This is a genomic window from Streptomyces massasporeus, assembly GCF_014648995.1.
In the GTDB taxonomy this organism is placed as follows: domain Bacteria; phylum Actinomycetota; class Actinomycetes; order Streptomycetales; family Streptomycetaceae; genus Streptomyces; species Streptomyces massasporeus.
The window spans coordinates 125,149-150,296 of sequence record NZ_BMSE01000013.1; the positions used below are offsets into that span (position 1 = coordinate 125,149).

Annotated in this window: 23 protein-coding genes and 1 riboswitch; of the genes, 17 read left to right on the forward strand and 6 right to left on the reverse strand. The window is 71.0% G+C overall.

The annotated features are described in order from the left end of the window. Nucleotides 1-13: 13 nt before the first annotated feature. The 3 genes from IE153_RS26325 to IE153_RS26335 all read right to left on the reverse strand — a co-directional run bounded on the left by IE153_RS26325 (nucleotide 14) and on the right by IE153_RS26335 (nucleotide 2,111). A complete protein-coding gene (locus tag IE153_RS26325) occupies nucleotides 14-424 on the reverse strand; it encodes a MerR family transcriptional regulator (RefSeq protein WP_189592370.1) in 411 nt (136 codons plus the stop codon). A 229-nt stretch (nucleotides 425-653) separates the two neighbouring features. Beyond that, a complete protein-coding gene (locus tag IE153_RS26330; RefSeq protein ID WP_189592293.1) occupies nucleotides 654-1,448 on the reverse strand; it encodes an SDR family NAD(P)-dependent oxidoreductase in 795 nt (264 codons plus the stop codon). 60 nt (nucleotides 1,449-1,508) lie between these two features. Next, nucleotides 1,509-2,111, reverse strand: a complete 603-nt coding sequence (locus IE153_RS26335; RefSeq protein WP_189592294.1) for a TetR/AcrR family transcriptional regulator — start codon at nucleotides 2,109-2,111, stop codon at nucleotides 1,509-1,511. Between the two features lie 132 nt (nucleotides 2,112-2,243). Here IE153_RS26335 and IE153_RS26340 point away from each other — a divergent pair, with 132 nt between their 5' ends. After that, complete coding sequence (locus tag IE153_RS26340; protein WP_438817936.1) at nucleotides 2,244-3,158, forward strand: SCO6745 family protein; 915 nt, start codon at nucleotides 2,244-2,246, stop codon at nucleotides 3,156-3,158. 165 nt (nucleotides 3,159-3,323) lie between these two features. Here IE153_RS26340 and IE153_RS26345 read toward each other — a convergent pair whose 3' ends face one another. Continuing rightward, nucleotides 3,324-3,509, reverse strand: coding sequence for an antitoxin (locus tag IE153_RS26345; protein ID WP_031105126.1), 186 nt, complete (start codon nucleotides 3,507-3,509; stop codon nucleotides 3,324-3,326). Nucleotides 3,510-3,670: 161 nt separating this feature from the next. Here IE153_RS26345 and IE153_RS26350 point away from each other — a divergent pair, with 161 nt between their 5' ends. From IE153_RS26350 to IE153_RS26425, 16 genes are all read left to right on the forward strand, one after another. Beyond that, nucleotides 3,671-4,447: an HNH endonuclease family protein gene (locus IE153_RS26350; RefSeq protein ID WP_229829171.1), complete on the forward strand. Its 777-nt coding sequence runs from the start codon at nucleotides 3,671-3,673 to the stop codon at nucleotides 4,445-4,447. A 45-nt stretch (nucleotides 4,448-4,492) separates the two neighbouring features. Continuing rightward, on the forward strand, nucleotides 4,493-5,716 hold the full coding sequence (locus IE153_RS26355; protein ID WP_189592295.1) for an MFS transporter: 1,224 nt from the start codon (nucleotides 4,493-4,495) through the stop codon (nucleotides 5,714-5,716). A gap of 41 nt (nucleotides 5,717-5,757) precedes the next feature. After that, complete coding sequence (locus IE153_RS26360) at nucleotides 5,758-6,501, forward strand: GNAT family N-acetyltransferase (RefSeq protein ID WP_189592296.1); 744 nt, start codon at nucleotides 5,758-5,760, stop codon at nucleotides 6,499-6,501. Between the two features lie 200 nt (nucleotides 6,502-6,701). Then, nucleotides 6,702-7,322, forward strand: coding sequence for a hypothetical protein (locus IE153_RS26365; RefSeq protein ID WP_189592297.1), 621 nt, complete (start codon nucleotides 6,702-6,704; stop codon nucleotides 7,320-7,322). A 38-nt stretch (nucleotides 7,323-7,360) separates the two neighbouring features. After that, a complete protein-coding gene (locus IE153_RS26370; protein WP_268251838.1) occupies nucleotides 7,361-8,860 on the forward strand; it encodes a serine/threonine-protein kinase in 1,500 nt (499 codons plus the stop codon). Nucleotides 8,861-9,002: 142 nt separating this feature from the next. Continuing rightward, nucleotides 9,003-9,650, forward strand: a complete 648-nt coding sequence (locus IE153_RS26375; protein WP_189592299.1) for a SurA N-terminal domain-containing protein — start codon at nucleotides 9,003-9,005, stop codon at nucleotides 9,648-9,650. Nucleotides 9,651-9,767: 117 nt separating this feature from the next. Next, nucleotides 9,768-10,787 (forward strand): nucleoside triphosphate pyrophosphohydrolase, encoded by a 1,020-nt coding sequence (locus IE153_RS26380; protein WP_189592300.1) that lies wholly within the window; start codon nucleotides 9,768-9,770, stop codon nucleotides 10,785-10,787. Between the two features lie 176 nt (nucleotides 10,788-10,963). Then, complete coding sequence (locus tag IE153_RS26385) at nucleotides 10,964-12,271, forward strand: cytochrome P450 family protein (protein ID WP_189592301.1); 1,308 nt, start codon at nucleotides 10,964-10,966, stop codon at nucleotides 12,269-12,271. Nucleotides 12,272-12,392: 121 nt separating this feature from the next. Further along, nucleotides 12,393-13,370 carry a LysM peptidoglycan-binding domain-containing protein gene (locus IE153_RS26390; RefSeq protein ID WP_189592302.1) on the forward strand — a complete coding sequence of 326 codons (978 nt, stop codon included), beginning with the start codon at nucleotides 12,393-12,395 and terminating at the stop codon, nucleotides 13,368-13,370. Between the two features lie 228 nt (nucleotides 13,371-13,598). Continuing rightward, nucleotides 13,599-13,765, forward strand: a riboswitch (cyclic di-AMP (ydaO/yuaA leader). A gap of 4 nt (nucleotides 13,766-13,769) precedes the next feature. Next, complete coding sequence (locus IE153_RS26395; RefSeq protein WP_189592303.1) at nucleotides 13,770-14,465, forward strand: LysM peptidoglycan-binding domain-containing protein; 696 nt, start codon at nucleotides 13,770-13,772, stop codon at nucleotides 14,463-14,465. 286 nt (nucleotides 14,466-14,751) lie between these two features. Further along, complete coding sequence (gene eno, locus IE153_RS26400) at nucleotides 14,752-16,032, forward strand: phosphopyruvate hydratase (RefSeq protein WP_031102807.1); 1,281 nt, start codon at nucleotides 14,752-14,754, stop codon at nucleotides 16,030-16,032. Between the two features lie 107 nt (nucleotides 16,033-16,139). Next, nucleotides 16,140-16,616 (forward strand): FtsB family cell division protein, encoded by a 477-nt coding sequence (locus tag IE153_RS26405; protein WP_185007760.1) that lies wholly within the window; start codon nucleotides 16,140-16,142, stop codon nucleotides 16,614-16,616. 53 nt (nucleotides 16,617-16,669) lie between these two features. After that, nucleotides 16,670-17,200 carry a DUF501 domain-containing protein gene (locus tag IE153_RS26410; RefSeq protein ID WP_189592304.1) on the forward strand — a complete coding sequence of 177 codons (531 nt, stop codon included), beginning with the start codon at nucleotides 16,670-16,672 and terminating at the stop codon, nucleotides 17,198-17,200. Beyond that, complete coding sequence (locus tag IE153_RS26415; RefSeq protein ID WP_189592305.1) at nucleotides 17,197-18,147, forward strand: Ppx/GppA phosphatase family protein; 951 nt, start codon at nucleotides 17,197-17,199, stop codon at nucleotides 18,145-18,147. The genes IE153_RS26410 and IE153_RS26415 overlap by 4 nt, the downstream gene beginning before the upstream one ends. 421 nt (nucleotides 18,148-18,568) lie before the next feature. Beyond that, nucleotides 18,569-19,957 carry an NAD(P)/FAD-dependent oxidoreductase gene (locus tag IE153_RS26420; protein ID WP_189592306.1) on the forward strand — a complete coding sequence of 463 codons (1,389 nt, stop codon included), beginning with the start codon at nucleotides 18,569-18,571 and terminating at the stop codon, nucleotides 19,955-19,957. A 346-nt stretch (nucleotides 19,958-20,303) separates the two neighbouring features. Further along, entirely contained in the window at nucleotides 20,304-21,596 is a 1,293-nt protein-coding gene (locus tag IE153_RS26425; RefSeq protein WP_189592307.1) for a class I SAM-dependent methyltransferase, read from the forward strand. A gap of 53 nt (nucleotides 21,597-21,649) precedes the next feature. Here IE153_RS26425 and IE153_RS26430 read toward each other — a convergent pair whose 3' ends face one another. Together IE153_RS26430 and IE153_RS26435 are read right to left on the reverse strand one after the other, a co-directional pair. After that, a complete protein-coding gene (locus IE153_RS26430) occupies nucleotides 21,650-24,178 on the reverse strand; it encodes an ABC transporter permease (protein WP_189592308.1) in 2,529 nt (842 codons plus the stop codon). A 49-nt stretch (nucleotides 24,179-24,227) separates the two neighbouring features. After that, nucleotides 24,228-24,998 (reverse strand): ABC transporter ATP-binding protein, encoded by a 771-nt coding sequence (locus IE153_RS26435; protein ID WP_185007770.1) that lies wholly within the window; start codon nucleotides 24,996-24,998, stop codon nucleotides 24,228-24,230. Nucleotides 24,999-25,148 lie beyond the last annotated feature (150 nt).

Consider the following 25,148-nt stretch of genomic DNA (forward strand, 5'->3'; position numbering starts at 1 on the left):
CGCTGAGGGTTGGTCAGGCCACCGGCCGTGCCTGTGTACCGGTTGCCTGGTGCGGCGGGGCCGCTGCGTGTGCGCTGACGCCGGCCTGACGCAGTGCCGTCGCAAGCCGGTCGCGCACGGCGACCTGCGCGGCGATACGGGCCTCCAGCACCGCGAGTCGGTCGGCGGCCACCTGCAGCCCCTTCTCGGAGGCGGGCCCGGCCGCGACGTCACCGTCCAGGCAGGGCAGGAACACCCGTGCGTCGTCGAGCGTCAGCCCCACGTCGAGCAGCTGCCGGATGTTGCGGACGCGCACGGCCGTAGCGGCGTCGTACAGGCGATAGCCGTTCGCGGCCCGTTCGGAGGAGATGAGGCCCGTCTGCTCGTAGTGACGCAGGGCGCGTGCTGACGTGCCGGTCGCGTCGGCGAGTTCACCGATCCGCATACGAGGTGCTGCCATGGGCGTCAGTGTCATGTGACGACCGCGCCGCCGTCCACCGGATGCGGGCCGAGCGTCAGCGTCACGTGACGGCCGCGCCGCCCCCCGGAGGACCACGCCGCGCATCGGTTTCATGCGACCACCGCGCCGCCCCCCCCCGGAGGACCACGCCGCGCATCGGTCTCATGCGACCACCGCGCCGCCCCCCCCCGGAGGACCACGCCGCGCATCGGTTTCATGCGACCACCGCGCCGCCGTCCACCGGAAGGATCACGCCGGTGATGAACGAGGCCCGCGGCGACGCCAGTCGGGCGATCGCCCACGCCACCTCCTCGGGGCGGCCGATCCGGCCGAGCGGCGTGTGGTCGAGCTGCCACGCGCGGATCGCGGCCTGTTGCTCGGGGGCGAGACCGGCGTGGTCGCCGATGGGGGTGTCGATCGCGCCCGGCGCCACGGCGGCGACCCGGATTCCGAGCGGCGCGAGCTCCACCGCCCAACTGCGGGTGAGCACCTCCAGGGCCGCCTTCCCGGCCGCGTACAGGGAATTGCCGGGCCAGCCGCGCTGCCCCACCGACGTCGTGACATTCACGATGACACCTCGGCTGTCCTCCAGCGCCGGGAGCGCCGCCTGGGTGAGCAGGACCGGGGCGAGGAGGTTCGTCGCGAGGAGAGGGTCGACGGTGGCGCGCGTGTAGGTGCGCAACGACCGGCCGTTGACGAGGCCGGCGTTGTTCACCAGGACGTCCAGACGGCCGTGCCGGTCGAGTGCCGTACGGACGACGGTCTCCGGGCCGTCGGCGGCCGTGATGTCGGCGACGAGCGGGCTGATGCGGGACGGGTCATGTCCGGCGGTCTCGACGAGGGGCGCCTCGCGGCGGCCCACCGCCACGACGTGTGCGCCCTCGTCGGCGAAGGCGTGCGCGGTGGCACGGCCTATGCCGCTACCGGCGCCGGTGACGAGTACGGTCCGCGGGGCCGTCCGCGCGTTCGGCCCGTTCTGCTGCCTGGTCCTCGGATACGGGGTTGCCATGCGGTGATCGTCCGACCCTGACGTCAGTGTCAAGGTCAAGCGGGTGCGGCACCCGGGCTGCTACTCGCCGGCGCGGAACAGCATCGTCGCCAGCTCGCGGAAGACCTCCTCGGGGTCCTGGTCGCCCACCGGGCCGTCGAGGTTGTGGCTGAGCAGCAGCGTGGCGAAGCCGTGGGCCAGGGACCAGGCGGCGACACCGGCGAGTCGGGCATCGGTGCCGCGGCCCTCCGGCGGCACGGCCGTGACGGCGTCGCGCAGGGCGTCACCGGCGAGGGCACGGGCGGTGGCCAGTTCCAGGTCGCCGTCGCGCAGCAGTCCGGGCGCGAACATCACCTGGAAGTGGGCCGGATGCTCCCGCGCGAAACGCACGTAGTGCACGCCCGCCCCCTGCAGGTCCGCCGCCTCTCTGAGCGTGGTCGCGAGCAGCCCGAAGCCTTCGGCGGCGATCGCCGTGAGGAGCCCCGCGCGGTCCTTGAAGTGGTGGGCCGGCGCGGCGTGCGAGACACCGGCGCGGCGGGCGAGGTCGCGCAGACTCAGCGCGGACGGACCGTCCGCCGCGATCACGTCGAGGGCGGCGCCGAGGATGGCGCGGCGCAGGTCACCGTGGTGGTACGGGCGGTCGGCAGGCTTCTTTTCGCCCGCCGGTGTCTTGCTGGAGCTCATGGTCAGGAGCGTACGCCGAATCTTGTCGTTGACAAGTTGAGTGGGCTCGGGCAATCTTGTCAGTGACAAGTTATGCGGGGCCGGAAGTGATGGGGTCACGCCTGCGGGATCGGGCACGAGTGGAGGTACGCCATGCCGGAACAGGTCACTGAGATCGACGAGGGCGCCGGGGTGCGGGGAAGCGGTGTGGAGCCGGTCCGCGTTCGGCGGATGTGGCACCTGCTGGAGCCCTTGCATGCCGTGTTGTACTACGCGCCGGAGGCATTCGAGGAGGCGTCCGCCCTCGGGTACGGCACGGACGAGCGCTGGCCCAGCTACTTCCCCTACCGTGCCGCCCCGTTGGGCGAGGTCGGGCCGGAGCAGGTGACCTCGGCCTTCTACAGCTTCAGTCCGCGCATGGTCGCCGAGCACGTCGAACCGGCGTGGCGGATCGCGAGCCCCGCCGAGGTGATCGAGGCGAGGACGCGGGCGGTCGACAGGGCCTACCGCGCCCTGTTCGGCGACCGGGTGACCGGCCCCGAGCTGGCGGAGGCCGCCCGGCTCGCCCGGCGAGCGGCAGAAGCCGCGGACACGGCCGCGCGTCCACTGGCCACCGCCAACGCCGCGCTTGACTGGCCGCAGGCCCCGCACCTGCAGCTCTGGCACGCGGCGACGATCCTGCGCGAGCACCGCGGCGACGGCCACCTCGCGGCCCTGCTCGCGGCGGGCCTGGATCCCGTGGAGTCGCTCGTCTCCTTCGCCGCGATAGGCGCCGCGTCGGTGGAACGCTTCGAGAGTCGCGGTTGGAGTCCGCAGGAGTGGACGGCCGCGCGTGGCCGTCTGGCCGCCAGGGGACTGGTCGGCGTGGACGGCGCGGCCACGGAGGCGGGCCGGGCCCTGCGCCGGAGCGTGGAGCAGCGCACCGACCAACTGGCCGCCGGCCCATGGCAGTCCCTCGGCCCCGCCGGCACCGACCGTCTCGCCGAGCTGCTGGGTGACTTCTGGGTCGCGGTCCTGGCGTCGGGCCTGCTGCCTTCGGAAACGACGTTGGGTATAGGCAAGGTCTGAGCACCGGGCGCACGGGCGAGTTCCGACCGGAGGAGAATGACTCCGGACGCAAGAAGTGAAGCCGCCCGCAGCGGATACACGCGAAGCCGCGCGCCGCAGACATACGTGAAGCCGCCCGCAGGACAGATCCATGGGTCTCCGCGGACGGCCTCGGAGTCGGAGGCCTTACTGCTGTTCGGGCCGTTCCCGGTCGCGGTCCATGCCCAGCGAGCCCTCGACGCGCTGCTGGCCGGAGTCGACCTGGTCTTCGTACTTGCCGCCGGTCCTCTCGTTGATCCGCTCTTCCGCGGTGTCAGAGCCCTGCTTGCCCTTGTTCCGCGCCTGGCTCTTGAACTTGTCGAAGATGCCCATGCAAAGCTCCCTCCGGAGGTGACTCAGAACCGACGATACGCGCGAGATGCGAAGAATGCGCATTGAGGCCCGATGTGGTCTGAACCTCTTCCTCGCTACCGTGGGACCGGGCGCGGGCCGCCCGTGCCGGAGCGGAACAGACAGACAGAGGAGGGCGCAGGGTGACGCGTCTGAGGGGCGGGGCGGCACTGGCTGTCGCGATGGTGTTCACCGGTTCGGCACTGGCCGGCTGCGAGGGTTTGACCCCGCCCGCGGACGGCGGTGGATCCTCCGCTTCCGGCGCCCCGGCCGCCGGCGACGGACGCGCCGCGAACCCGCTGGACAACCCGGACGGCACCAGGCCGGGACTGGCGGCGGTCACCTCCGGCGCGGACAAGGAGAGGGCACGCGCCCTGATCGAGAAGGTGGCGACGAAAGGCCGCGGCCCCAGGACGGGCTACGAACGGGACAAGTTCGGCTACGCCTGGATGGACTCGGCGCCACGTGACGTCCCCTTCTCCCACAACGGCTGCGACTCGCGGAACGACCTCCTGAAGCGAGACGGGGACGACCTGCGTTTCCGCGCGGGATCGGACTGCGTCGTCACCTCGCTGACGCTGCACGACCCCTACACCGGGAAGATCATCGAGTGGACCAAGTCCCATGCGATCAAGGTCCAGATAGACCACGTCATGCCGTTGTCGTACGACTGGCAGATGGGCGCCTCGCGCTGGACGAAGGACAAGCGGGAGTCCATCGCCAACGACCCACTCAACCTCGTCCCGGTGGACGGGCCGACGAACGGCTCGAAGGGGGACTCCGGTCCGGCGTCCTGGCTGCCCCCGAACAAGCAGATCCGCTGCGCCTACTCGGTGCGCTTCGCCCAGGTGTCGCTGAAGTACGAACTCCCCGTGACGGCGGCCGACAAGGAGATGATGCTGAAGCAGTGCGGCGGGTAGGGCCCCTGTCCGGTGGGCAGTTGACGTCGAGCGGAGAGTGACCGGATGCCGAGTGGACTCATCGCGCTGGCACTCGGCGGTTTCGGTATCGGTCTGACCGAGTTCCTGATCGCCGGGCTGCTGCCGCAGGTGGCATCGAGTTTCGCGGTGTCCGAGGCGGCCGCCGGCTGGCTGATCTCGGGCTACGCGTTGAGTGTCGCGGTCGGCGCGATCGCCCTGACCGCGGCGACGGCACGGCTGCCCCGGAAGCACATCCTGGTCGGCCTGGTGGCGCTGTTCGTCATCGGCAACCTGCTGTCCGCGGTCGCACCGAACTATCAGGTGATGCTGCTCGGACGGATCGTGGCGGCGATGTGCCACGGCTCGTTCTTCGGCATCGGGTCCCTGGTCGCGCGCAGCCTGGTCGCACCGGAGAAGAAGTCCCAGGCGGTGGCGGTCATGTTCGCCGGGCTGACGGTCGCGAACGTGCTGGGTGTGCCCTTCGGTGCACTGGTCGGCGAGCGGTGGGGCTGGCGAGCGGCCTTCTGGGCGGTCACGGCGATCGGCCTGCTCGCGCTGGCGGGAATCGCCGCGCTGGTCCCCTCCTGGGCGGGCCGGGTGCGGCCGGCAGCAGAAGCCGGGCGGGCGACAGGGGCCGGAGCGGAGCGAATACCGCCCAGCGGCCTGGCGCAGCAGCTCCGTGCCTTCCGCTCTTGGCAGGTCTGGCTGACGCTGGTGGCCACCGCCCTGAGCTACGGCGGGATGTTCGGCGCGTTCAGCTACATCGCCTACACGTTCACCGAAGTGAGCGGCTTCGCCTCCGAGGACCTCGCCTGGCTGCTGATGGTCTACGGCGTCGGACTGGTCGTGGGGAACCTGGTCGGAGGGCGCGCGGCCGACCGCGACCGCGACCGGGCCCTCGTCCTCGCCCTGCTCGGACTCGCCCTCACCCTGGCCCTGTTCGGGCTGCTGGCGGACCGCGGCACCGCCTCGGTGGTCCTCGTCTTCCTCATGGGCGTGACCGGGTTCGCCAGTGTGCCCGGCATGATCACTCGGGTCACCGACTTCGCCCACGGGGCGGCCTTGGCGGCGAGCGCCAACGTGTCCGCGTCCAACGTCGGCAATGCGCTGGGCGCCTGGCTCGGGGGCGTGGCCATCTCCGCGGGTCTCGGGTACACGGCACCGCTGTACGTGGGGGCCGGGATCGTTCTGATGTCCGTGGCCGTCATGGTGGTTGCCGCGCAGCGTGCCAGGTCGTCCCAGGCGGTAGACCGGGTGCCCGCTCGGTAATTCGGTTCCGTGGGTCCGCCGCCCCTGCCTACCGTGATCACATGCAGCCGAAGATATCGAGCCTCGCCGACCGTCCGGACATGCTGGAGCGGGTCGTAGGGATGGCGGACAGCTGGCCGGAGTTCGTGATCCAGGACCTCGTGGGTGCCGCCCACTTCCCGCGGATCGCCGCCGAACTGCCGGAGTACGTCCTGTTCGCCGAGGACGAGCGGGGCGAGGTCGTGGCGAACGCCTACAGCGTGCCGTTCGCCCTCGGAGCCGAACACCGCGGCCGGCTGCCGGCCAACGGCTGGGACACGGTGCTGGTGTGGGCCTTCTCCGATCTGCGGCGCGGAGTCCGGCCCGACACCGTCAGCGCGATCTCGGTCTCCATAGCCCCGCAGGCACAGGGGCGCGGCCTGTCCGGGGTGATGCTCTCGGCCATGCGGGACAACGCCCGGGCCCGCGGCTTCCGCGAAGTCGTCGCCCCGGTCCGCCCCAACGCCAAGCACCTCGAACCGCACACGCCGATGGAGGAGTACGCCCACCGTGTCCGCCCCGACGGCCTGCCCCAGGACCCGTGGCTGCGCGTCCACGCCCGGGCCGGGGCCACCATCGACTCGGTGGCCCCGGCGTCCATGACGGTGGCCGCCTCGCTCGCGGACTGGCGTCGCTGGACGGGCCTGCCCTTCGACACCGACGGCGACATCGAGGTGCCGGGCGGTCTGGTGCCGGTGCGCTGCGAGGTGGAGCGCGGGTACGCGGTGTACGTCGAGCCCAACGTGTGGATGCGGCACCCCCTGTAGTCGGTACCCCTGCAGGACGCGACGGACGGTACGGCCTACGACGGTCCGCGGGCGGGCTGTTCACACGAAGTGATCAGCATGACAACGGTTCGGTACAACCCGTGACCGGTTGTCCGTGTCGGGCTATACGCTCGGATTCCCCAACAGGGTCTGTCACTCGCACGTCCGTCCCCATCGGCCACACCGGTCCAGGAGCAGTCATGTACGGCCACGGCGCGGCGCCGCCTCCCCGCAGCGCGGCAACGGTCATCTCGCTGCGTGTGCTGTTCGCAGCAGCCGGCTTCCTCACGTGCGGCGTGCTGGCCTGCGTACCGCTGTTCCGGGTGGCCGTGCTGCGCGGAAGGGCCCTCGACTGGGTGCTGGCCTGGGTGAGTCTTCCGCTGTCCATCGCGTGCTTCGTCGTGATCGGCACCCTGCCGGAGGACGACTACCGGACCGACATCGCGCTGGCCCTGATCCTGCTGCTCGGAGCGGCCTCCGCCATCTACTTCCTCGTCGTGGACATCGGACACCACGGCGAGCGGCGGAGGTTCGCCGGTTACGCGTCGCCCCACGCGCCGACCGTCGCGCAGACCCCGTACGGCTATCCGCACCAGGCGCCGCCGTACGCCCCGACGTCCACGCCCGTCCCGCAGCCCCCGGGTCCCCACACCCCCGCCCCGCACCACACGCCCGGGGTCGCGGGCCCGCCCCCGTCGCCCCAGCGCCCCGCCCCGGCCCGCATCGACCAGGTCCGCGCCGAACTCGACGAGCTCAGCGACTACCTGCGCCGGCACGAGGGAGAAGGCCACCGGGACGGCAACCACGAGGGCGGACGGTGACCGTGGCGGCAGGACGTGTCGTCGCCGGGCGCTACGAACTGTCCGCCGTCCTCGGGCAGGGCGGCATGGGCCAGGTCTGGACGGCGTACGACGAGCGGCTCGACCGGCGCGTGGCGGTGAAGCTGCTGCGCCCCGACAAGGTGGCCGGCCAGGACGCGGAGGAACTGCGGCGCCGTTTCGTGCGCGAGTGCCGGGTGACCGCGCAGGTCGACCACCCCGGCCTGGTCACGGTGCACGACGCGGGCAGCGAGGGCGAGGAGCTGTTCCTCGTCATGCAGTACATCGACGGCGCCGACCTCGCCGGCCACCTCGCCGAGCACACCCCGTACCCCTGGCAGTGGGCGGTCGCGGTCGCCGCGCAGTTGTGCGCGGTACTGAGCGCCGTGCACGCGGTGCCGATCGTCCACCGCGACCTCAAGCCGCGGAACGTGATGGTGAAGCAGGACGGCACGGTCACCGTCCTCGACCTCGGCGTCGCCTCCGTCATGGACGCGGACACCACCCGCCTCACCCACACCGGCACGCCCATCGGCTCGCCCGCCTACATGGCCCCGGAGCAGGCGATGGGCGGCGCCGTCGGCCCCTACACCGACCTGTACGCGCTCGGTGTGGTCCTGCACGAGCTGCTCAGCGGCGACGTGCCCTTCTCCGGCTCCACGGCCCTCGGCGTCCTGCACCGGCACCTGTACGAGCCGCCGCTGCCCGTACGCCGCGTCCGGCCCGAAGTCCCCGAGGCCCTTGAGGCCCTCGTCCTGCGCCTCCTGGCCAAGGACCCGCAGCACCGGCCCGCCTCCGCACAGGAGGTCTACGAGCACCTGGAGCTGCTCCTGCCCGCGCGCGGCACGCCCACCGGAGCGGCCCTGGATCCCACCCGCCCGTTCCTGCGCCCGCACGCCCCCTGGCCGGACCGTGCGCGCACCCCGGCGCCCCAGCCCGCGCCGCCCGCCGCACCCGTCGCCGAGACCACGGGCATGACGGACATTGTCCGCGCTGTCGACGAGGTCAAGCGGCTCCTCGGCGAGGGCCGCATCACCCAGGCCGTCGACATCCTGGGCGGAATCCTGCCTGCCGCGGCGGAACAGCACGGCGCGCACTCCCCGGTCGTGCGCACCCTGCGCAAGCAGTACGCGGCGACGCTCCTGGACGACGGCCAGTACCGGCGCGCCCTGCCCGAGCTGCGCCGCCTCGCCGACGAACGCGCCGCCGAGGCCGGCCAGGCCGACCCACAGGCCCTGCGCCACCGCTACGAGGCCGCCCAGTGCCTGGAACAGCTGGGCGAACCGGCCGCGGCGCTCGCCGAGTACCGGGCGGTCCTGCCGTACTACGAGAACCAGTACGTCGCCGCCGGCGGACCCGAGCTCGCGCACGACGTCCGCCGCCGGATCGGGCACCTCCAGCTCGCTCTCGGGGACCGCGGTGCCGCCCACGACACCCTCGCCCGGCTGCTGCACGACGTGGAGCGCACCCACGGCCCCGGGCACCCGCTCGGTGCGGAGATCCGCAGGACGCTGCAGTGGCTGGGGCAGGTCCGCGGCTGACGACCGCCCGGGGTGAGGCGCGGCGGTGCCGGAAGTCCCGGTGAATCGTTGGTCGAATGGGTTGGCCAGAGCTTGGCCACTGCCTACCATCGATCATCGCAAGACCTTGTGCACCGTCGCACAATCTCCTCGGGAGGTTTCCTTGCACCGCCGCCGTCGCACCGCGCTCGTCCTCACCGCCGCGATCGCCGCCGCGGCGCCCCTTCTCACCGCCTGCGGGAACGACGCGCATCCCGGCGCGGCAGCCGTGGTGGGCGGCCAGCGGATCACCGTCTCGCAGCTGGACGAGAGGGTCGGCGAGGTTCGCGCGGCCCAGCGGGCGGCCGTACAGGACGAGGCGCAGTACCAGCAGGTCATTGCCAGGACCGGCACCCTCACCCGCGACACCCTGCACACCATGGTCCTGGACCGGGTGCTGCACCGCGCCGCCGAGAACGCCGGAGTGAGCGCCTCCCGCAAGGAGATCCAGGCGATGCGCTCCGGCCTGGAACAGCAGGCCGGCGGCGCGAAGGCGCTGGAGACGACCTGGCTCCAGCAGTACGGCATCCCGCCGCAGCGCCTCGACGAGAACCTCCGCCTCCAGCTGGAGGCCCAGAAGCTCGCCGAGAAGCTCGGCACGAACACCGACCGTCCCGAGTTCTGGAAGGCCCTCTCCGACGCCTCCAAGGACCTGAACGTCGACCTCAACCCGCGCTACGGCACCTGGGACGTCCAGAAGAGCAGCCGCGCCGACGCCAAGACGCCGTGGGTACGGGACGTCACGGCGGCACAGACGCAGCAGGGCATGTAGGACGCCCGGCCGCCGGGCCCTGTGGGCACCTGACCTCCGGGGCCTGTGGACAACCCGGGCCACGGGGCCCTGTGGACAACTTCGGGCGCTGTCGGCGACGTGGGATAGCTTCGAACCGTGAACGCCAACAGCCCCGAAGCCACCCCGGGCCCCGAGCGGACCGCCCCCGACGCGGCCGCCGCCCCCGGCCGCATCGTCCTGCTCACCACCAGCCACCGCGTCGCCCCCGGCCTGCTCTCCTGGCCCGCCTGGCAGGCACTGCACGCGGCCGACCGGGTGCTGTGCGCGGACGGCACGCACCCGCAGCTGCCGTACCTGCGCGAGGCGGGGATCCCCGTCGCCGAGGCGTCCCCGACCGCCCAGGAGCTGGTCGACGCCTGCGCCGGCGGACACATGCTGGTCGTGGTCGCGACCGGCGAGGGCGAACCGGTCCTCACGGACGGCCTGGCCCGCCTCGCCGGCACCGGCCGTATCGCCATGCCCGAGCTGGAGCTGCTGCCCGCCTCCTACGATCTGCCGGGCGCCCGGCTCCTCGATCTGGTCCAGGTCATGGACCGCATCCGCGCCGAATGCCCCTGGTCCTCCCAGCAGACCCACGAGGGTCTGGCCAAGTACGGCATCGAGGAGGCGTACGAACTCGTCGAGGCGATCGAGGAGGGTGACCGCGACGAACTGCGCGAGGAGCTCGGCGACGTCCTCCTCCAGGTCGTCTTCCACGCCCGCATCGCCGAGGAGGGCCGCCCGGAGGACGGGGAGGAGCCCTTCTCCATCGACGACGTGGCCGGTGGCATCGTCGCCAAGCTGATCCACCGCCATCCGCATGTCTTCGGCGACGCGACGGCCACCACCCCCGAGGAGGTCAAGGAGCACTGGCTGCGTACCAAGGCGGTCGAGAAGCAGCGCACCTCGATCACCGAGGGCATCCCCCTCGGCCAGCCCGGCCTGGCCCTCGCCGCCAAACTGGCCTCCCGCGTCCGCACGGCGAACCTGGACATATCCCTCCCACCCGTCGAGGGCATCGGCTACGACCTCCTGGCCCTGGCCGTCCGCGCCGAGTCGGAGGGCGTCGACCCGGAGGCGGCCCTGAGAGCGGCGGCCCGCGCGTACCGGGACGCGATCAGAGACGCCGAGGGCTGAGCGGCCCGGGGACGGAGACGTGGGCTCCCGGGAGCCGGGAGCCGGGAGCCGGGAGCCAGGAGGCAGGCACCCAGGAGCCGAAGGCTGGGAGCCGGGAGGACGGAACAGCTCCGGGGAAGCCCAGCCCAGCCGCGACCGAGGCAGGGGCGCTCCCGGAAGCCGGATACCGTCGAGGCGTGACCGACCAGCCCCAGCCCCGCACACCCGTGACCGCTCCCGACCTCTTCACCTGGGAGTTCGCGAGCGACCCCTATCCCGCCTACGCCTGGCTCCGCGAGCACAGCCCCGTCCACAAGACGCGGCTCCCCAGCGGTGTGGAGGCCTGGCTGGTCACGCGGTACGCCGACGCCAAGCAGACGCTCGCGGACCACCGGCTCTCCAAGAACCCCGCGCATCACGACGAACCGGCGCACGCCAAGGGCAAGACCGGGATCCCCGGGGAGCGCAAGGCCGAGCTGATGACGCATCTGCTCAACATCGACCCGCCGGACCACACCCGGCTGCGGCGGCTCGTGTCCAAGGCGTTCACGCCCCGCCGGGTCGCCGAGTTCGCGCCGCGGGTGCAGGAGCTCACCGACACCCTCATCGACGGGTTCGCGGGGAAGGGGTCCGCCGATCTGATCCACGAGTTCGCGTTCCCGCTGCCCATCTACGCCATCTGCGACCTGCTCGGCGTCCCGGGCGAGGACCAGGACGACTTCCGCGACTGGGCGGGCATGATGATCCGTCACCAGGGCGGTCCCAGGGGCGGCGTCGCGCGGTCCGTGAAGAAGATGCGCGGCTACCTCGCCGACCTCATCCACCGCAAGCGGGAGGCGCTGCCCGCCGAAGCCGCCCCCGGCGAGGACCTCATCTCCGGTCTCATCCGCGCGTCCGACCACGGTGAGCACCTCACCGAGAACGAGGCGGCGGCCATGGCCTTCATCCTGCTGTTCGCCGGTTTCGAGACGACCGTGAACCTGATCGGCAACGGCACCTACGCCCTGCTCACCCACCCCGGGCAGCGCACACGGCTCCAGGCGTCCCTCGCCGCCGGGGAGACCGGCCTCCTGGAGACCGGCGTCGAGGAACTCCTCCGCTACGACGGCCCGGTCGAGCTCGCCACCTGGCGTTTCGCCACGCAGTCCCTCACCCTCGGCGGGCAGCGCATCGAGGCCGGCGACCCCGTCCTCGTGGTCCTGGCCGCCGCGGACCGGGACCCGGAGCGGTTCGCCGATCCCGACGTGCTGGACCTCTCCCGCCGCGACAACCAGCACCTCGGCTACGGCCACGGCATCCACTACTGCCTCGGCGCCCCGCTCGCCCGTCTGGAGGGCCAGACCGCTCTCGCCACCCTGCTCACCCGCCTCCCGGACCTCCGGCTCGCCGCGGATCCGGCCGAGCTGCGGTGGCGCGGCGGCCTCATCATGCGGGGGCTGCGCACGCTGCCGGTGGAGTTCGCACCGGTAGCACCGGCTGAAGGTGACGAAACATCAGACCTGTGATCTTCACGTGATCTGCGCGGCATGAACTTGTGACAAGTGATCGACTGCCGATACGTTCACCCATCAACGCGGCGGGGAATCACGCCGCGTCGGTCACTGCTGTCTCGCGAAAGGTCTCCGTATGCTCTCCGGGAACGGTCGGCACCGTCGCCCCCGCCAGGCTCCGGCTCTCCTCGTGGCGGCCGGAGTGACCGGCTCCGCCATCGCGATCCCGCTCCTCGGGGCCTCCGGTGCCAGTGCGGCCGACGGCACGACCTGGGACCGGGTCGCGGACTGCGAGACCGGCGGCGCGTGGAGCCAGAACAGCGGCAACGGCTACTACGGCGGCCTGCAGTTGTCCCAGGAGGACTGGGAGAACCACGGCGGCCTCGACTACGCCGCGAGCGCCGACCTGGCCAGTCGCTCCCAGCAGATAGCCGTGGCCGAGAGAATCCTCGCCGACCAGGGGGTCGGCGCGTGGCGCACCTGCGGACTGCTCTCCGGGCTCGAGCAGGGCAAGGGCTCGGACTCCGGTGCGTCCGGTTCATCCGACTCGTCCGCTCCGACGGACTCGCCCGGCCTGCTCGACTCGCTCGGGTCGTCGCCCTCCGCGAGCCCTTCCTCGTCCCCGTCGTCGTCCGACACGCCGTCGGACACCGAGGATGAAAAGGCCAAGTCGGACAAGTCGCCTGAATCCACCGGCTCCACGTCGCGGGACAAGGGGTCCGACAGCTCCCCGTCGGCCACCCCCGAGAGCGGCGAGTCCGGCAAGTCGCGGGAGGGTGACGAGTCCTCGGCGCTGACCGACACCGGCTCCGGCCGTCACCGCGGCCCCAGTGCCGACGAATCCCTCCCGTCCGACAGTGGCCGTGCGGACGAGTCCACGGGCCGTCACGCCTCGCGTGACGACGAGGGCTCTGGAGAGGGCTCTGGCGAGTCCGTCCAAGGCGACTACATCGTGGGAGTCGGCGACAGCCTCTGGTCCATCGCCGACTCCCTTGACGTCAGCGGCGGATGGCACGCGCTCTACGTCGGCAACGAGAAGGCCGTCGGTACCGACCCGAACCTCATCCACCCCGGTCAGAAGCTCGCGGTGGAGGGCGAAGGGGACGAAGAGTAGCCGTTCGGGCAGTGCGGAAACGGGGGCGGAAGTCGCCCCCAAACCGCCCGAGTTCGCGTCATGATTCGCGCTGAATGTCCCGTTTAAGGCCCGTGAGAGATAGATCTCAGAAGCCCTGATCGTCTTTGAAATTCCGTGGATCGCGTGTCTACGGTCGTGACCGCTCGTCACCACGAGCCCCGGCTGCCGCAACGCCGAATCCTGCCAGCGGCCGTACGGGAACAGTCGTCGCGTCAAGCGCCGTAGGCAGGAGCGGGGGACCCAAGGTAGGTGCCCGACCGGACGGTTGTGCCGGAAGGGCTTGGGGTGAAGCCGCGTCCCGAGAGGGGCGTGGCCGGGCAACTCAACCGGCCCGAACCCGACAGCTCACCTCGCAGGCGTCGGTGAGGGGATCTCTCCATGCTGTTTTCCGGCAAGGGCACGCACCGCCGTCCGTCCAAGGCCTCTCGGGTCATCGCCATCGCCGGTGTCACCGGTGCCGCCGTCGCCGCCCCGCTGATGGCGTCCGGCAGCGCCTCCGCCGCCACCGCCTCCGAGTGGGACGCCGTCGCCCAGTGCGAGGCCGGCGGCAACTGGTCCATCAACACCGGCAACGGCTACTACGGCGGTCTGCAGTTCTCCGCCTCCACCTGGTCCGGCTACGGCGGCACCAAGTACGCCGCCACCGCCGACCAGGCCACCAAGGAGCAGCAGATCGAGATCGGCGAGAAGGTCCTCGCGGGTCAGGGCAAGGGCGCCTGGCCGGTCTGCGGCAAGGGTCTGTCGGGTGCCTCCACCGGTGGCGGCTCCTCGAGCGACTCCGACTCCGGCAGCTCCTCGCAGAGCCAGCAGAGCACCGAGACCCGCCAGACCGAGCAGCAGCCGGCCTCCCGCTCCGACGAGCGCCCCGCGGCCAAGAAGACCGTCACCACCCCGACCGGCAAGAAGGTCAAGAAGGGTGACGGCGAGTACAAGGTCGTCAAGGGTGACACCCTCAGCTCGATCGCCGAGGACAAGAAGGTCAAGGGCGGCTGGGAGAAGCTCTTCAAGCTGAACAAGGACATCGTCACCGATGCCAACCTCATCTACCCGGGCCAGCAGCTGCACCTGAAGTAAGCAGCGGCCCGCCGGACCCGCCAGGGTCCCGGCCCGCCCGGACCCGCCCAGGGTCCACAGGCTCCCCGCCCCGGTGCGTCATCCCCCGTACGCACCGGGGCGGGGTTTTTTCGGCAACCGGCTTTGTTCCGTTCGGAAACAATTTACTCTCGGTTCTGTCCATGGGGTGGGCGACCCGGTGGCCGATCGCCCCGAGCCGGTTAGGCTCATGTCGCGAGCCACCGGGCCCGCACCTCGCCGGGTCCCCGCGACCCGCGTCACCGCGTCACATAAGAAGGAGATGCTCGTGCCGTCCATCGACGTCGTCGTAGCCCGGGAAATCCTGGACTCCCGAGGCAACCCCACGGTCGAGGTCGAGGTCGGCCTCGACGACGGCAGCACCGGTCGTGCCGCCGTCCCGTCCGGCGCCTCCACGGGCGCCTTCGAGGCCATCGAGCTCCGCGACGGCGACTCGAACCGCTACCTCGGCAAGGGTGTGGAGAAGGCCGTCCTCGCGGTCATCGAGCAGATCGGCCCGGAGCTGGTCGGCTATGACGCCACCGAGCAGCGCCTGATCGACCAGGCGATGTTCGACCTGGACGCCACCGACAACAAGGGCTCCCTCGGCGCCAACGCCATCCTCGGCGTCTCGCTCGCCGTCGCCCACGCCGCCTCCGAGGCCAGCGACCTGCCGCTGTTCCGCTACCTGGGCGGCCCCAACGCGCACCTGCTGCCGGTGCCGATGATGAACATCCTGAACGGCGGCTCGCACGCCGACTCCAACGTGGACATCCAGGAGTTCATGATCGCCCCGATCGGCGCGGAGTCCTTCTCCGAGGCCCTGCGCTGGGGTGCCGAGGTCTACCACACGCTGAAGAAGGTCCTGAAGAGCAAGGGCCTGGCCACCGGCCTCGGCGACGAGGGCGGCTTCGCCCCGAACCTCGGCTCCAACCGTGAGGCCCTCGACCTCATCCTCGAGGCCGTCAAGGAAGCCGGCTACACCCCCGGCGAGCAGATCGCCCTGGCGCTCGACGTCGCCGCCTCCGAGTTCTACAAGGACGGCGTCTACACCTTCGAGGGCAAGCAGCGCTCGGCGGCCGAGATGACCGAGTACTACGCGGAGCTCGTCGACGCGTACCCGCTCGTCTCCATCGAGGACCCGCTGTTCGAGGACGACTGGGAGGGCTGGAAGACCATCACCGCCAAGCTCGGTGACAAGGTCCAGCTCGTCGGCGACGACCTGTTCGTCACCAACCCCGAGCGCCTCGCCCGCGGCATCGAGGAGGGCGCGGCCAACGCGCTCCTGGTCAAGGTCAACCAGATCGGCTCGCTCACCGAGACGCTGGACGCCGTCGAGCTGGCCCAGCGCAACGGCTTCAAGTGCATGATGTCGCACCGCTCCGGCGAGACCGAGGACGTCACCATCGCCGACCTGGCCGTCGCCACCAACTGCGGCCAGATCAAGACCGGCGCCCCGGCCCGCTCCGAGCGCGTCGCCAAGTACAACCAGCTGCTGCGCATCGAGGAGATCCTCGACGACGCCGCGGTCTACGCCGGCCGCAGCGCCTTCCCGCGCTTCAAGGGCTGAACCTCAGCGGGTTAAGCCTTAGCCAGTCGTACGTACGTCCCCGTACTCGGTCCCGTACCGTGTCCGGGGACGTACGCGCGTATGACGGTGGAGCGGGAGGCGGACAGATGGCCGTGAAGGACCGGGACCGGTTCTCCACCGCGACCAGGATCCGGCTGCTCGGTGAGCAGACCGCGGCCCGGGTCTACCGTTCCCAGACCAAGCGCCAGGCCCGCCGCTCGCGGCTGACCGGCCGGGCCGCCCTGCTCGCCCTGGTGCTGTGCTCGCTGATCGTGGCCCTGGCCTACCCGATGCGGGAGTACGTCTCGCAGCGCGCCGAGATCGACGACCTCCAGCGCGAACAGCAGCAGGCCCGCGAGCGCGTCGAACGGCTGCGCGACCTGAAGGCGCGCTGGCAGGACGACGCGTACGCCGAGCAGCAGATCCGGCAGCGGTTGCACTACGTCATGCCGGGGGAGACGGGCTTCATCGTCGTCGACCCGCACGCGGCGAAGCAGTCGCGCACCGACCTCGGGGCGGCCGACCGCCCCTGGTACTCGAACGTGTGGGACGGGGTCGACAAGGCCGACGCCGCCGGCCGGTGACCCGCGTCCCGCTCAGTGACCTGAACCCAGAGAAAGACAGCCTGAAGACAGTCATGGAAACGCCCCCGCCGACCACCCCGCGCACCGAGCCCACCGACGCCGACGTCGAGGCCTTCAAGCAGCAGCTCGGTCGGCCTCCGCGCGGTCTGCGCGCGATCGCGCACCGCTGCCCGTGCGGACAGCCCGACGTCGTCGAGACGGCCCCGCGGCTGCCGGACGGCACGCCGTTCCCCACGCTGTACTACCTGACGTGCCCGAAGGCGAACTCGGCCATCGGCACGCTGGAGGCCAACGGCGTGATGAAAGAGATGACCGAGCGGCTGGCCTCGGACCCGGAGCTCGCGGCGGCCTACCGGGCCGCGCACGAGGACTACATCCGGCGGCGCGACGAGATCGAGGAGCTGAAGAACTTCCCGAGCGCGGGCGGCATGCCGGACCGGGTGAAGTGCCTGCACGTCCTGGTGGCCCACTCGCTGGCCGCGGGGCCGGGCGTGAACCCGCTGGGCGACGAGGCGCTGGCGATGCTGCCTGAGTGGTGGCGCAAGGGCGCCTGTGTGACGACCGCCGGGGAGGACGCCCAGTGACCCGTGTCGCCGCCGTGGACTGCGGTACGAACTCCATCCGGCTCCTGGTCGCCGACGCCACTGTGTCCAATGGCGCCTCCGGCGAGCTCGTCGACCTGGACCGCCGGATGACGATCGTGCGGCTCGGACAGGGTGTCGACCGCACCGGCCGGCTCGCCCCCGAGGCGCTCCAGCGGACCTTCGCGGCGTGCCGCGAGTACGCCGCGATCATCAAGGAGCACGGGGCGGAGCGGCTGCGGTTCGTGGCGACGTCCGCCTCCCGGGACGCCGAGAACCGGGACGAGTTCGTGCGCGGCGTGCTGGACATCCTGGGCGTCGAGCCCGAGGTGATCTCCGGGGACCAGGAGGCCGCGTTCTCCTTCACCGGCGCCACCAAGGAACTCGCCGGGGGCGACCACCTCCCGAAGCCCTACCTGGTCGTGGACATCGGCGGCGGCTCGACCGAGTTCGTCGTGGGTGACGACCGGGTCCGGGCGGCCCGCTCGGTGGACGTCGGTTGCGTCCGCATGACCGAGCGGCACCTGGTCCGGGACGGGGTGGTGAGCGACCCGCCCTCCGAGGAGCAGATCGCGGCGATGCGGGCCGACATCGAGGCCGCGCTCGACCTCGCCGAGCAGACGGTTCCGCTGCGCGAGGCGCGCACGCTGGTCGGCCTCGCCGGCTCCGTGACGACCGTGTCGGCGATCGCGCAGGAGCTGCCCGAGTACGACTCCGAGGCCATCCACCACTCCCGCGTCTCCCACGAGAAGGTCCGGGAGATCACCGAGTGGCTGCTGCGCTCCACCCACGCCGAGCGCGCGGCCGTGCCCTCCATGCACCCGGGCCGGGTCGACGTGATCGGGGCGGGTGCCCTCGTGCTCCTGTCGATCATGGAGCGGATCGGCGCGCAGGAGGTCGTCGTGAGCGAGCACGACATCCTCGACGGCATCGCGTGGTCGGTCGCGTAGCCCGCTTCTGAGCAGGCATGGATCACGAATGAGCGCGTCCCGGGGGTCCGGAGGGACTCCCGGGCGACAGTCCGTCGGAAAAGTTCGTGAAGTTCTTCACAAGGAATTCGGCCCTCCCGGGCGACGAGAGGGGCCCCATTGACCCGTCCGGGGGCTGAACAGTCCTTTGAACATGTTCAGAAGCATGGTATGGAGGGGGTCGGGAGGCTGCTCGGAGTGGCGTTCGGGGAGTGCCTCACGGAGGCTCCTCAGACACAGAGAGGCAGCTCACGCGGCATTGACAACGCTCCGGGGTGCACAAAGGAGCCCGGTTGTCACCATGACGTGGATCACGCGGGCCGCGGAGGATAGCACACACCCCACCCGAGCTTGTGAAGGGGCGCACGAGCCACCCCCCTGAGACGGGTGGATACTCGATGGCATGAGCACCACGGAGCGTCCCAGGATCCTCGTAGTAGGCGGTGGGTACGTAGGCCTGTACGCAGCTCGGCGCATCCAGAAGAAGATGCGCTACGGCGAGGCGACCGTCACGGTCGTCGACCCCCGGTCGTACATGACCTACCAGCCCTTCCTCCCCGAAGCCGCCGCCGGCAACATCTCCCCGCGCCATGTCGTCGTCCCGCTGCGACGCGTGCTGCCCAAGGCGGAGGTTCTCACCGGCCGGGTCACCACCATCGACCAGGACCGCAAGGTCGCCACGGTCTCCCCGCTGGTCGGCGAGGCCTACGAGCTGCCCTTCGACTACCTGGTGATCGCGCTCGGCGCGGTCTCCCGCACCTTCCCGATCCCCGGTCTCGCGGAGCAGGGCATCGGCATGAAGGGCGTCGAGGAGGCCATCGGCCTGCGCAACCACGTCCTCGAGCAGCTCGACAAGGCCGACTCCACCACCGACGAGGAGATCCGCCGCAAGGCGCTCACCTTCGTCTTCGTGGGCGGCGGTTTCGCCGGTGCGGAGACCATCGGCGAGGTCGAGGACATGGCCCGGGACGCCTCGAAGTACTACAAGAACGTGTCCCGTGAGGACATGCGCTTCATCCTGGTCGACGCCGCCGACAAGATCCTCCCCGAGGTCGGCCCCAAGCTCGGCAAGTACGGCAAGGAGCACCTCGAGGGCCGCGGCGTCGAGGTCTACCTGTCCACCTCCATGGACTCCTGCGTCGACGGCCACGTGGTGCTGAAGAACGGCCTCGAGGTCGACTCCAGCACCATCGTCTGGACCGCAGGCGTCAAGCCCAACCCGGCCCTGTCCCGCTACGGCCTGCCGCTGGGCCCCCGCGGTCACGTCGACTGCGAGCCGACGCTCCAGGTCAAGGGCACCGACTACATCTGGGCCGCCGGCGACAACGCCCAGGTCCCGGACCTCGTCGGCCGCAAGGCCGGCAACGAGAACGCCTGGTGCCCGCCGAACGCCCAGCACGCGCTGCGCCAGGCCCGGGTCCTCGGCGACAACGTGGTGTCCGGCATGCGGGGCTTCCCGCAGAAGGACTACGCGCACGCCAACAAGGGCGCGGTGGCCGGTCTCGGCCTCCACAAGGGCGTCGCGATGATCGTCATGGGCAAGATGAAGATCAAGCTCAAGGGCCGTCTCGCCTGGTACATGCACCGTGGCTACCACGGTCTGGCGATGCCGACCTGGAACCGCAAGATCCGCGTCTTCGCCGACTGGACCCTGGCGATGTTCCTCAAGCGCGAGGTCGTCTCCCTCGGCGCGATGGAGACCCCGCGCGAGGAGTTCTACGAGGCCGCCAAGCCGGCCCCGGTCGCCGCCGCGCCGAAGGAGAAGACCGAGGAGAAGGCCAAGGCCTCCTGACCTCCGGTCGGTCATCTGCCTGACGAAGGGCCTCCCGCCATCCGTGGTGCGGGAGGCCCTTCGGCGTGCCCGGGCCCTTCGGCGCGTTCAGGTCCGTCGGCCCGTTCAGGTCCGTCGGCGCGTCAGGTTCGTCGGCCCGTGCAGGCCCCCCGGCGCGTTCAGGTTCGGCGGCGCGTTCAGGTCCTCCGGCGCGTCCAGGTCCGCCGACCCGTCAGGGAGCGCCGTCCGGGCGGCCGAAGCGGCGGTTTTGCCCAGTCATGACGCGTGCCGGGGACTGCGCCGGAGCCCCGCAGGTGTTTACGTGGTGTCGGACATTCCGGGATTCCCCGTCACGGAGGTGTACACCATGGCAGACGCCGCGCCGCGGCTGCAGGGCCTCTTCACACAGTTGCTGGGAGCACCGCTCCCGGTGCGCATCCGCGCCTGGGACGGTTCGCAGTCCGGCCCGCCGGGCGCGCCGACCCTGGTCGTACGCAACCGCCGCGCGTTGCGCCGCCTGCTGTGGAAGCCGGGCGAACTGGGCCTGGCCCGCGCGTGGGTGGCGGGCGACCTCGACATCGAGGGCGACCTCTACGCGACCCTCGATCTGCTGGCCGGTCTCATCTGGGAGCGCGGCGAGGACGCCCGCACCCTCGCCCAGGCCCTGCGCGACCCCGAGGTCCGCGCCGCCGTCCGCGGACTGGTCAAACTCGCCGGACCCCCGCTGCCGCCCGCCCCGCCCCCCGAGGAGGCCCGCAGCCCCCGCCGCCACCTGCACACCAAGCGCACCGACCGACGCGCCATCAGCCACCACTACGACGTCGGCAACGACTTCTACGAGATCGTCCTCGGCCCGTCCATGGTGTACTCCTGCGCCTACTGGCCCACGCCGGACAGCACCCTCGAACAGGCCCAGCGGGACAAGCTCGAACTCGTCTGCCGCAAGCTCGGCCTGAGACCCGGCCTGCGGGTGCTCGACGTCGGCTGCGGCTGGGGCTCGATGGCCATCCACGCGGCCCGCGAGCACGGCGTGCGCGTCGTCGGCGTCACGCTCTCCCAGGAGCAGGCCGCCTACGCCCGCAAGCGCGTCGCCGACGAGGGCCTCACCGACAAGGTCGAGATCCGCGTCCAGGACTACCGCGACGTCCGCGACGGGCCCTACGACGCGATCTCCTCCATCGGCATGGCCGAACACGTCGGCGCCGACCGGTACCTGGAGTACGCCGCCGACCTGTACGACCTGCTCAAGCCCGGCGGGCGGCTCCTGAACCACCAGATCGCCCGCCGCCCGCAGGGGGACGAGACGGCGTACAGCGTCGACGCCTTCATCGACTCCTACGTCTTCCCCGACGGCGAGCTCCAGCCGATCGGCGCCACCGTGGCCCAGCTGGAGCGCACCGGGTTCGAGGTGCGCGACGTCGAGGCGATCCGCGAGCACTACGCCCTCACGCTGCGCCGCTGGGTCGAGCGCCTGGAGGCCGACTGGCAGCGCGCCGTCCGGCTGGCCGGCCCGGGCCGCGCTCGCGTCTGGCGCCTCTACATGGCTGCCTCCGCCCTGGCCTTCGAACGCAACCGCATCGGCGTCAACCAGGTCCTCGCCGTGCGCACTCCCGAGTCCGGGACGTCAGACCTTCCGCTGCGCGCCCGCACCTGGAACTGACCACGGCGAAGGGCCCCTCTCACCCGTGGGAAAGGGGCCCTTCGCGCGTTCCGCTACTCCGCCTTGATGGCCTCCAGCATGTTCAGCCGCGCCGCCCGCCGTGCCGGCCACAGCGCCGCGAGGACGCCCACCGTCGCGGCCAGCAGCAGGAAGACACCCATCCGCGCCCACGGCAGGACCAGCTCGTAGGTCGCCATCTTCGAGGCCAGCAGCTCACCGGCCGCCCAGCCGAAGAACACGCCCAGGCCGATGCCCAGCACCGCGCCGAACAGGGAGATCACCAGGGACTCGATGCGGACCATCCGCTTGATGCCCTTGCGGTCCAGGCCGATCGCGCGGAGCATGCCGATCTCCTGCGAGCGCTCGAAGACGGACATGGCCAGGGTGTTGATGACACCGAGGACCGCCACGATCACCGCCATCGCGAGCAGGCCGTAGACCATGTTCAGCATCAGCGTGAACATCTGCGCGATCTCGTTGGAGATGTCGTCCTTGGACTGGACCTTGACGGCCGGGTTGGTGCCGAGGGCCTTCTCCAGCTTGTCCTGCACCGCGCCGGACGTGCCGTCGGAGGTCTTCACCATGACCTTCATGTTGTACGGGTCCGACTCGTGCGGGGCGAGGGTCTTCTCGTCGAGCAGGATGCCGCCCAGGAAGTCGTTGCTCTCGTAGGTCCCGGCGACCGTGAGCTTCTGCTTCTTGCCGTCCTCGAAGGAGACGTCGAAGGTGGAACCGGCCTTCCAGCCGTAGGACTTGGCCGTCTCGCTGTCCACGACCACGTCGCTGCCGCCGACCTTGAAGGTGCCCTTGTCGACCTCCGGGCCGACCAGGTCGCGGATCGCCGCGCCGTTCACGCCGGTCACGTACTCGCTCTGGCCGCCGATCCTGGTCTCGGCGTTGAGCATCGGGCTGGTGGCGGTGACGTCGTCGGCCTGCTTCAGCTTCTTCTCGACGTCCGGCGACAGCGGGTTGCCGTTCGCCATGGACACCACGTAGTCGGCCTTGATCGACGCCGACGCCATCTTCTCGATCGCCTGCTGGAGACTGCCCGCCATCACCGTCATGCCGGTGATCAGGGTCAGGCCGATCATCAGCGCGGAGGCGGTGGCGGCCGTACGGCGCGGGTTGCGCACCGAGTTCTGCCGGGCCAGCTTGCCGGAGATGCCGAAGGTGCGCAGCAGCGGCGCGGCGGCGGCGATCAGCGGGCAGGACAGCAGCGGGGTCAGGATGAACACGCCGATGATCAGCAGCACCGCGCCGAAGCCCATCGGCATCTGGCCGTCCGAGCCGTCCATGGTCGTGGCGACGAGGACCACCGCGATGCCCGCGGCCGAGACCAGGGCGCCCAGCGTGTTGCGCAGCACCAGCGACTTGGTCGTGGCCTTGGCGTGCACGCTGCTCATGGCCGCCACCGGCGGGATCTTCGCGGCACGGCGGCCGGGCAGCCACGCCGCCAGCATGGTGACCAGAACGCCGACCGCGAGCGCGGCGCCGATCGTGCCGGGCGTGATGACCAGCGGACCGTCGGGCACGGTCGCGTCGAACGTGCCCATCAGGGAGCGCAGTCCTGCCCCGATGCCGATGCCCGCCACCAGACCGGTCACGGCGGCGACCAGGCCGACCACGAACGCCTCGATGAGCACCGAGCGCGTCACCTGCCGGCGCGAGGCGCCGACCGCACGCATCAGCGCCAGCTCCTTGGTGCGCTGGGCGACCAGCATGGTGAAGGTGTTGGCGATGATGAACGTGCCGACGAACAGGGCGATGCCGGCGAAGACCAGCAGGGCCGTCTGCATGCCGCTCATCGACCGGGAGATCATCTCCGCCTGGTCGTCGGCGAGCTGCTTGCCGGTGGTGGTGGAGACGGTGCCCTTGGGCAGTGCCTTGTCCAGCTCCGCCTTCAGCGCGGCCTGAGAGACGCCCGGCTTCGCCTTGACGTCGATCTCGTCGTACACGCCCGGCTTGCCCAGCAGCTTCTGGGCGGTCGCCGTGTCGAACAGGGTGAGGCTGCCGCCGGCCGCGACGTTGCCGTCGTCGGTGGTGAAGATGCCGGTGATCTTCGGCGTCAGGACCGGCCCGTCGACGGACATCCGCACGGTGTCGCCGACCTCGTAGCCGGCACGCTTCGCCGTCGCGGAGTCGATGAGGATCTCGTTCTCGCCCTTGGGGGCGTGCCCGCTGACGAGCGGGTAACGGGGGTCCTCGGTGCCCCAGTAGTTGCCGCCCTGCGACTGGAAGCCCTCGCCGATCAGCTTGCCGTCCTTGCCGGCGATGGCGGTGAAGTTCTGCACCACGCCTATCGCGGACGCGGCTCCGGGCACCCGCTCGCTCGTGTCGAGGGTGGCCCGGGTCAGCTCGTGGAGCTTTCCGACCTTGTCGCCCTCGGCGTCCTGGTAGTCCGCGGTCATGGCGACGTCGACCTGGTCGAAGCCCTTGGCGGAGCTCTTCTGGTAGGCGTCGGAGATGGTGTTGGTGAAGACCAGGGTCCCCGACACGAAGGCCACGCCGAGCATCACGGCGAGTACGGTCATCAGGAGCCGGGCCTTGTGCGCGAGCACGTTGCGCAAGGCGGTACGGAACATGGGTTTTCTCAGTCCAGTAGGTGAGGGCCGGGGCGTCGGTGAGGGGGCGTCAGCTCGTACGGCCCTTGGCGTCGAACGCCTTCATGCGGTCGAGCACGGAGTCGGCCGTCGGCCCGTACATCTCGTCGACGATCCGGCCGTCCGCCAGGAAGATCACCCGGTCCGCGTAGGCCGCGGCCACCGGGTCGTGCGTCACCATCACCACCGTCTGGCCCAGCTCCCGCACGGAGTTGCGCAGGAAGCCCAGCACCTCGGCGCCGGAGCGAGAGTCGAGGTTTCCGGTGGGCTCGTCCCCGAAGATGATCTCGGGCCGGGAGGCCAGCGCCCGGGCCACGGCGACGCGTTGCTGCTGACCGCCGGAGAGCTGGGACGGCCGGTGGCCGAGCCGGTCCGCCAGGCCGACCATCCGGATGACGGAGTCCAGCCACTGCTTGTCCGGCTTTCGACCCGCGATGTCCATCGGAAGGGTGATGTTCTCCAGGGCGGTCAGCGTGGGCAGCAGGTTGAACGCCTGGAAGATGAAGCCGATCTTGTCCCGGCGCAGCTTGGTCAGCTGCTTGTCCTTCAGGGAGCCGAGCTCGGTGTCACCGATGCGCACCGACCCGGAGGAGAAGGAGTCGAGGCCGGCCACGCAGTGCATCAGGGTGGACTTGCCGGAGCCGGAGGGGCCCATGATCGCGGTGAACTCGGCCTGCCGGAAGTCGACGGAGACGCGGTCCAGGGCGACCACCTGGGTCTCACCCTGCCCGTAGATCTTCGAGAGATCCGTGGCGCGCGCGGCCGCGGTGGTGGCCCGGTCGGTGAGGGAAGCGGTGGTCACGGGATGGCTCTCCTGTCGGACGGCTGTGCAGGGGGAAGGACGTGTTCCATCGTCCGGGTCCCACGGCGCCGTGTAGTCACCCGTAGTTCTGGTTCCGAAGGCCGACTCGGGTCTGACCGCGCGGAGCGGTGTCATACCTGGGGATGACGA

Bases quoted from the DNA above. Each gene is read 5' to 3' on its own strand.
- IE153_RS26410 (WP_189592304.1), top strand. From the start codon at position 16,670: ATGGAAACGCCCCCGCCGACCACCCCGCGCACCGAGCCCACCGACGCC.
- IE153_RS26360 (WP_189592296.1), top strand. From the start codon at position 5,758: ATGCAGCCGAAGATATCGAGCCTCGCCGACCGTCCGGACATGCTGGAG.
- IE153_RS26390 (WP_189592302.1), top strand. From the start codon at position 12,393: ATGCTCTCCGGGAACGGTCGGCACCGTCGCCCCCGCCAGGCTCCGGCT.
- IE153_RS26340 (WP_438817936.1), top strand. From the start codon at position 2,244: ATGCCGGAACAGGTCACTGAGATCGACGAGGGCGCCGGGGTGCGGGGA.
- IE153_RS26365 (WP_189592297.1), top strand. From the start codon at position 6,702: ATGTACGGCCACGGCGCGGCGCCGCCTCCCCGCAGCGCGGCAACGGTC.
- IE153_RS26355 (WP_189592295.1), top strand. From the start codon at position 4,493: ATGCCGAGTGGACTCATCGCGCTGGCACTCGGCGGTTTCGGTATCGGT.
- IE153_RS26430 (WP_189592308.1), bottom strand. From the start codon at position 24,178: ATGTTCCGTACCGCCTTGCGCAACGTGCTCGCGCACAAGGCCCGGCTC.
- IE153_RS26395 (WP_189592303.1), top strand. From the start codon at position 13,770: ATGCTGTTTTCCGGCAAGGGCACGCACCGCCGTCCGTCCAAGGCCTCT.
- IE153_RS26325 (WP_189592370.1), bottom strand. From the start codon at position 424: ATGCGGATCGGTGAACTCGCCGACGCGACCGGCACGTCAGCACGCGCC.
- IE153_RS26405 (WP_185007760.1), top strand. From the start codon at position 16,140: ATGGCCGTGAAGGACCGGGACCGGTTCTCCACCGCGACCAGGATCCGG.
- IE153_RS26425 (WP_189592307.1), top strand. From the start codon at position 20,304: ATGGCAGACGCCGCGCCGCGGCTGCAGGGCCTCTTCACACAGTTGCTG.
- IE153_RS26420 (WP_189592306.1), top strand. From the start codon at position 18,569: ATGAGCACCACGGAGCGTCCCAGGATCCTCGTAGTAGGCGGTGGGTAC.
- IE153_RS26335 (WP_189592294.1), bottom strand. From the start codon at position 2,111: ATGAGCTCCAGCAAGACACCGGCGGGCGAAAAGAAGCCTGCCGACCGC.
- IE153_RS26345 (WP_031105126.1), bottom strand. From the start codon at position 3,509: ATGGGCATCTTCGACAAGTTCAAGAGCCAGGCGCGGAACAAGGGCAAG.
- IE153_RS26330 (WP_189592293.1), bottom strand. From the start codon at position 1,448: ATGGCAACCCCGTATCCGAGGACCAGGCAGCAGAACGGGCCGAACGCG.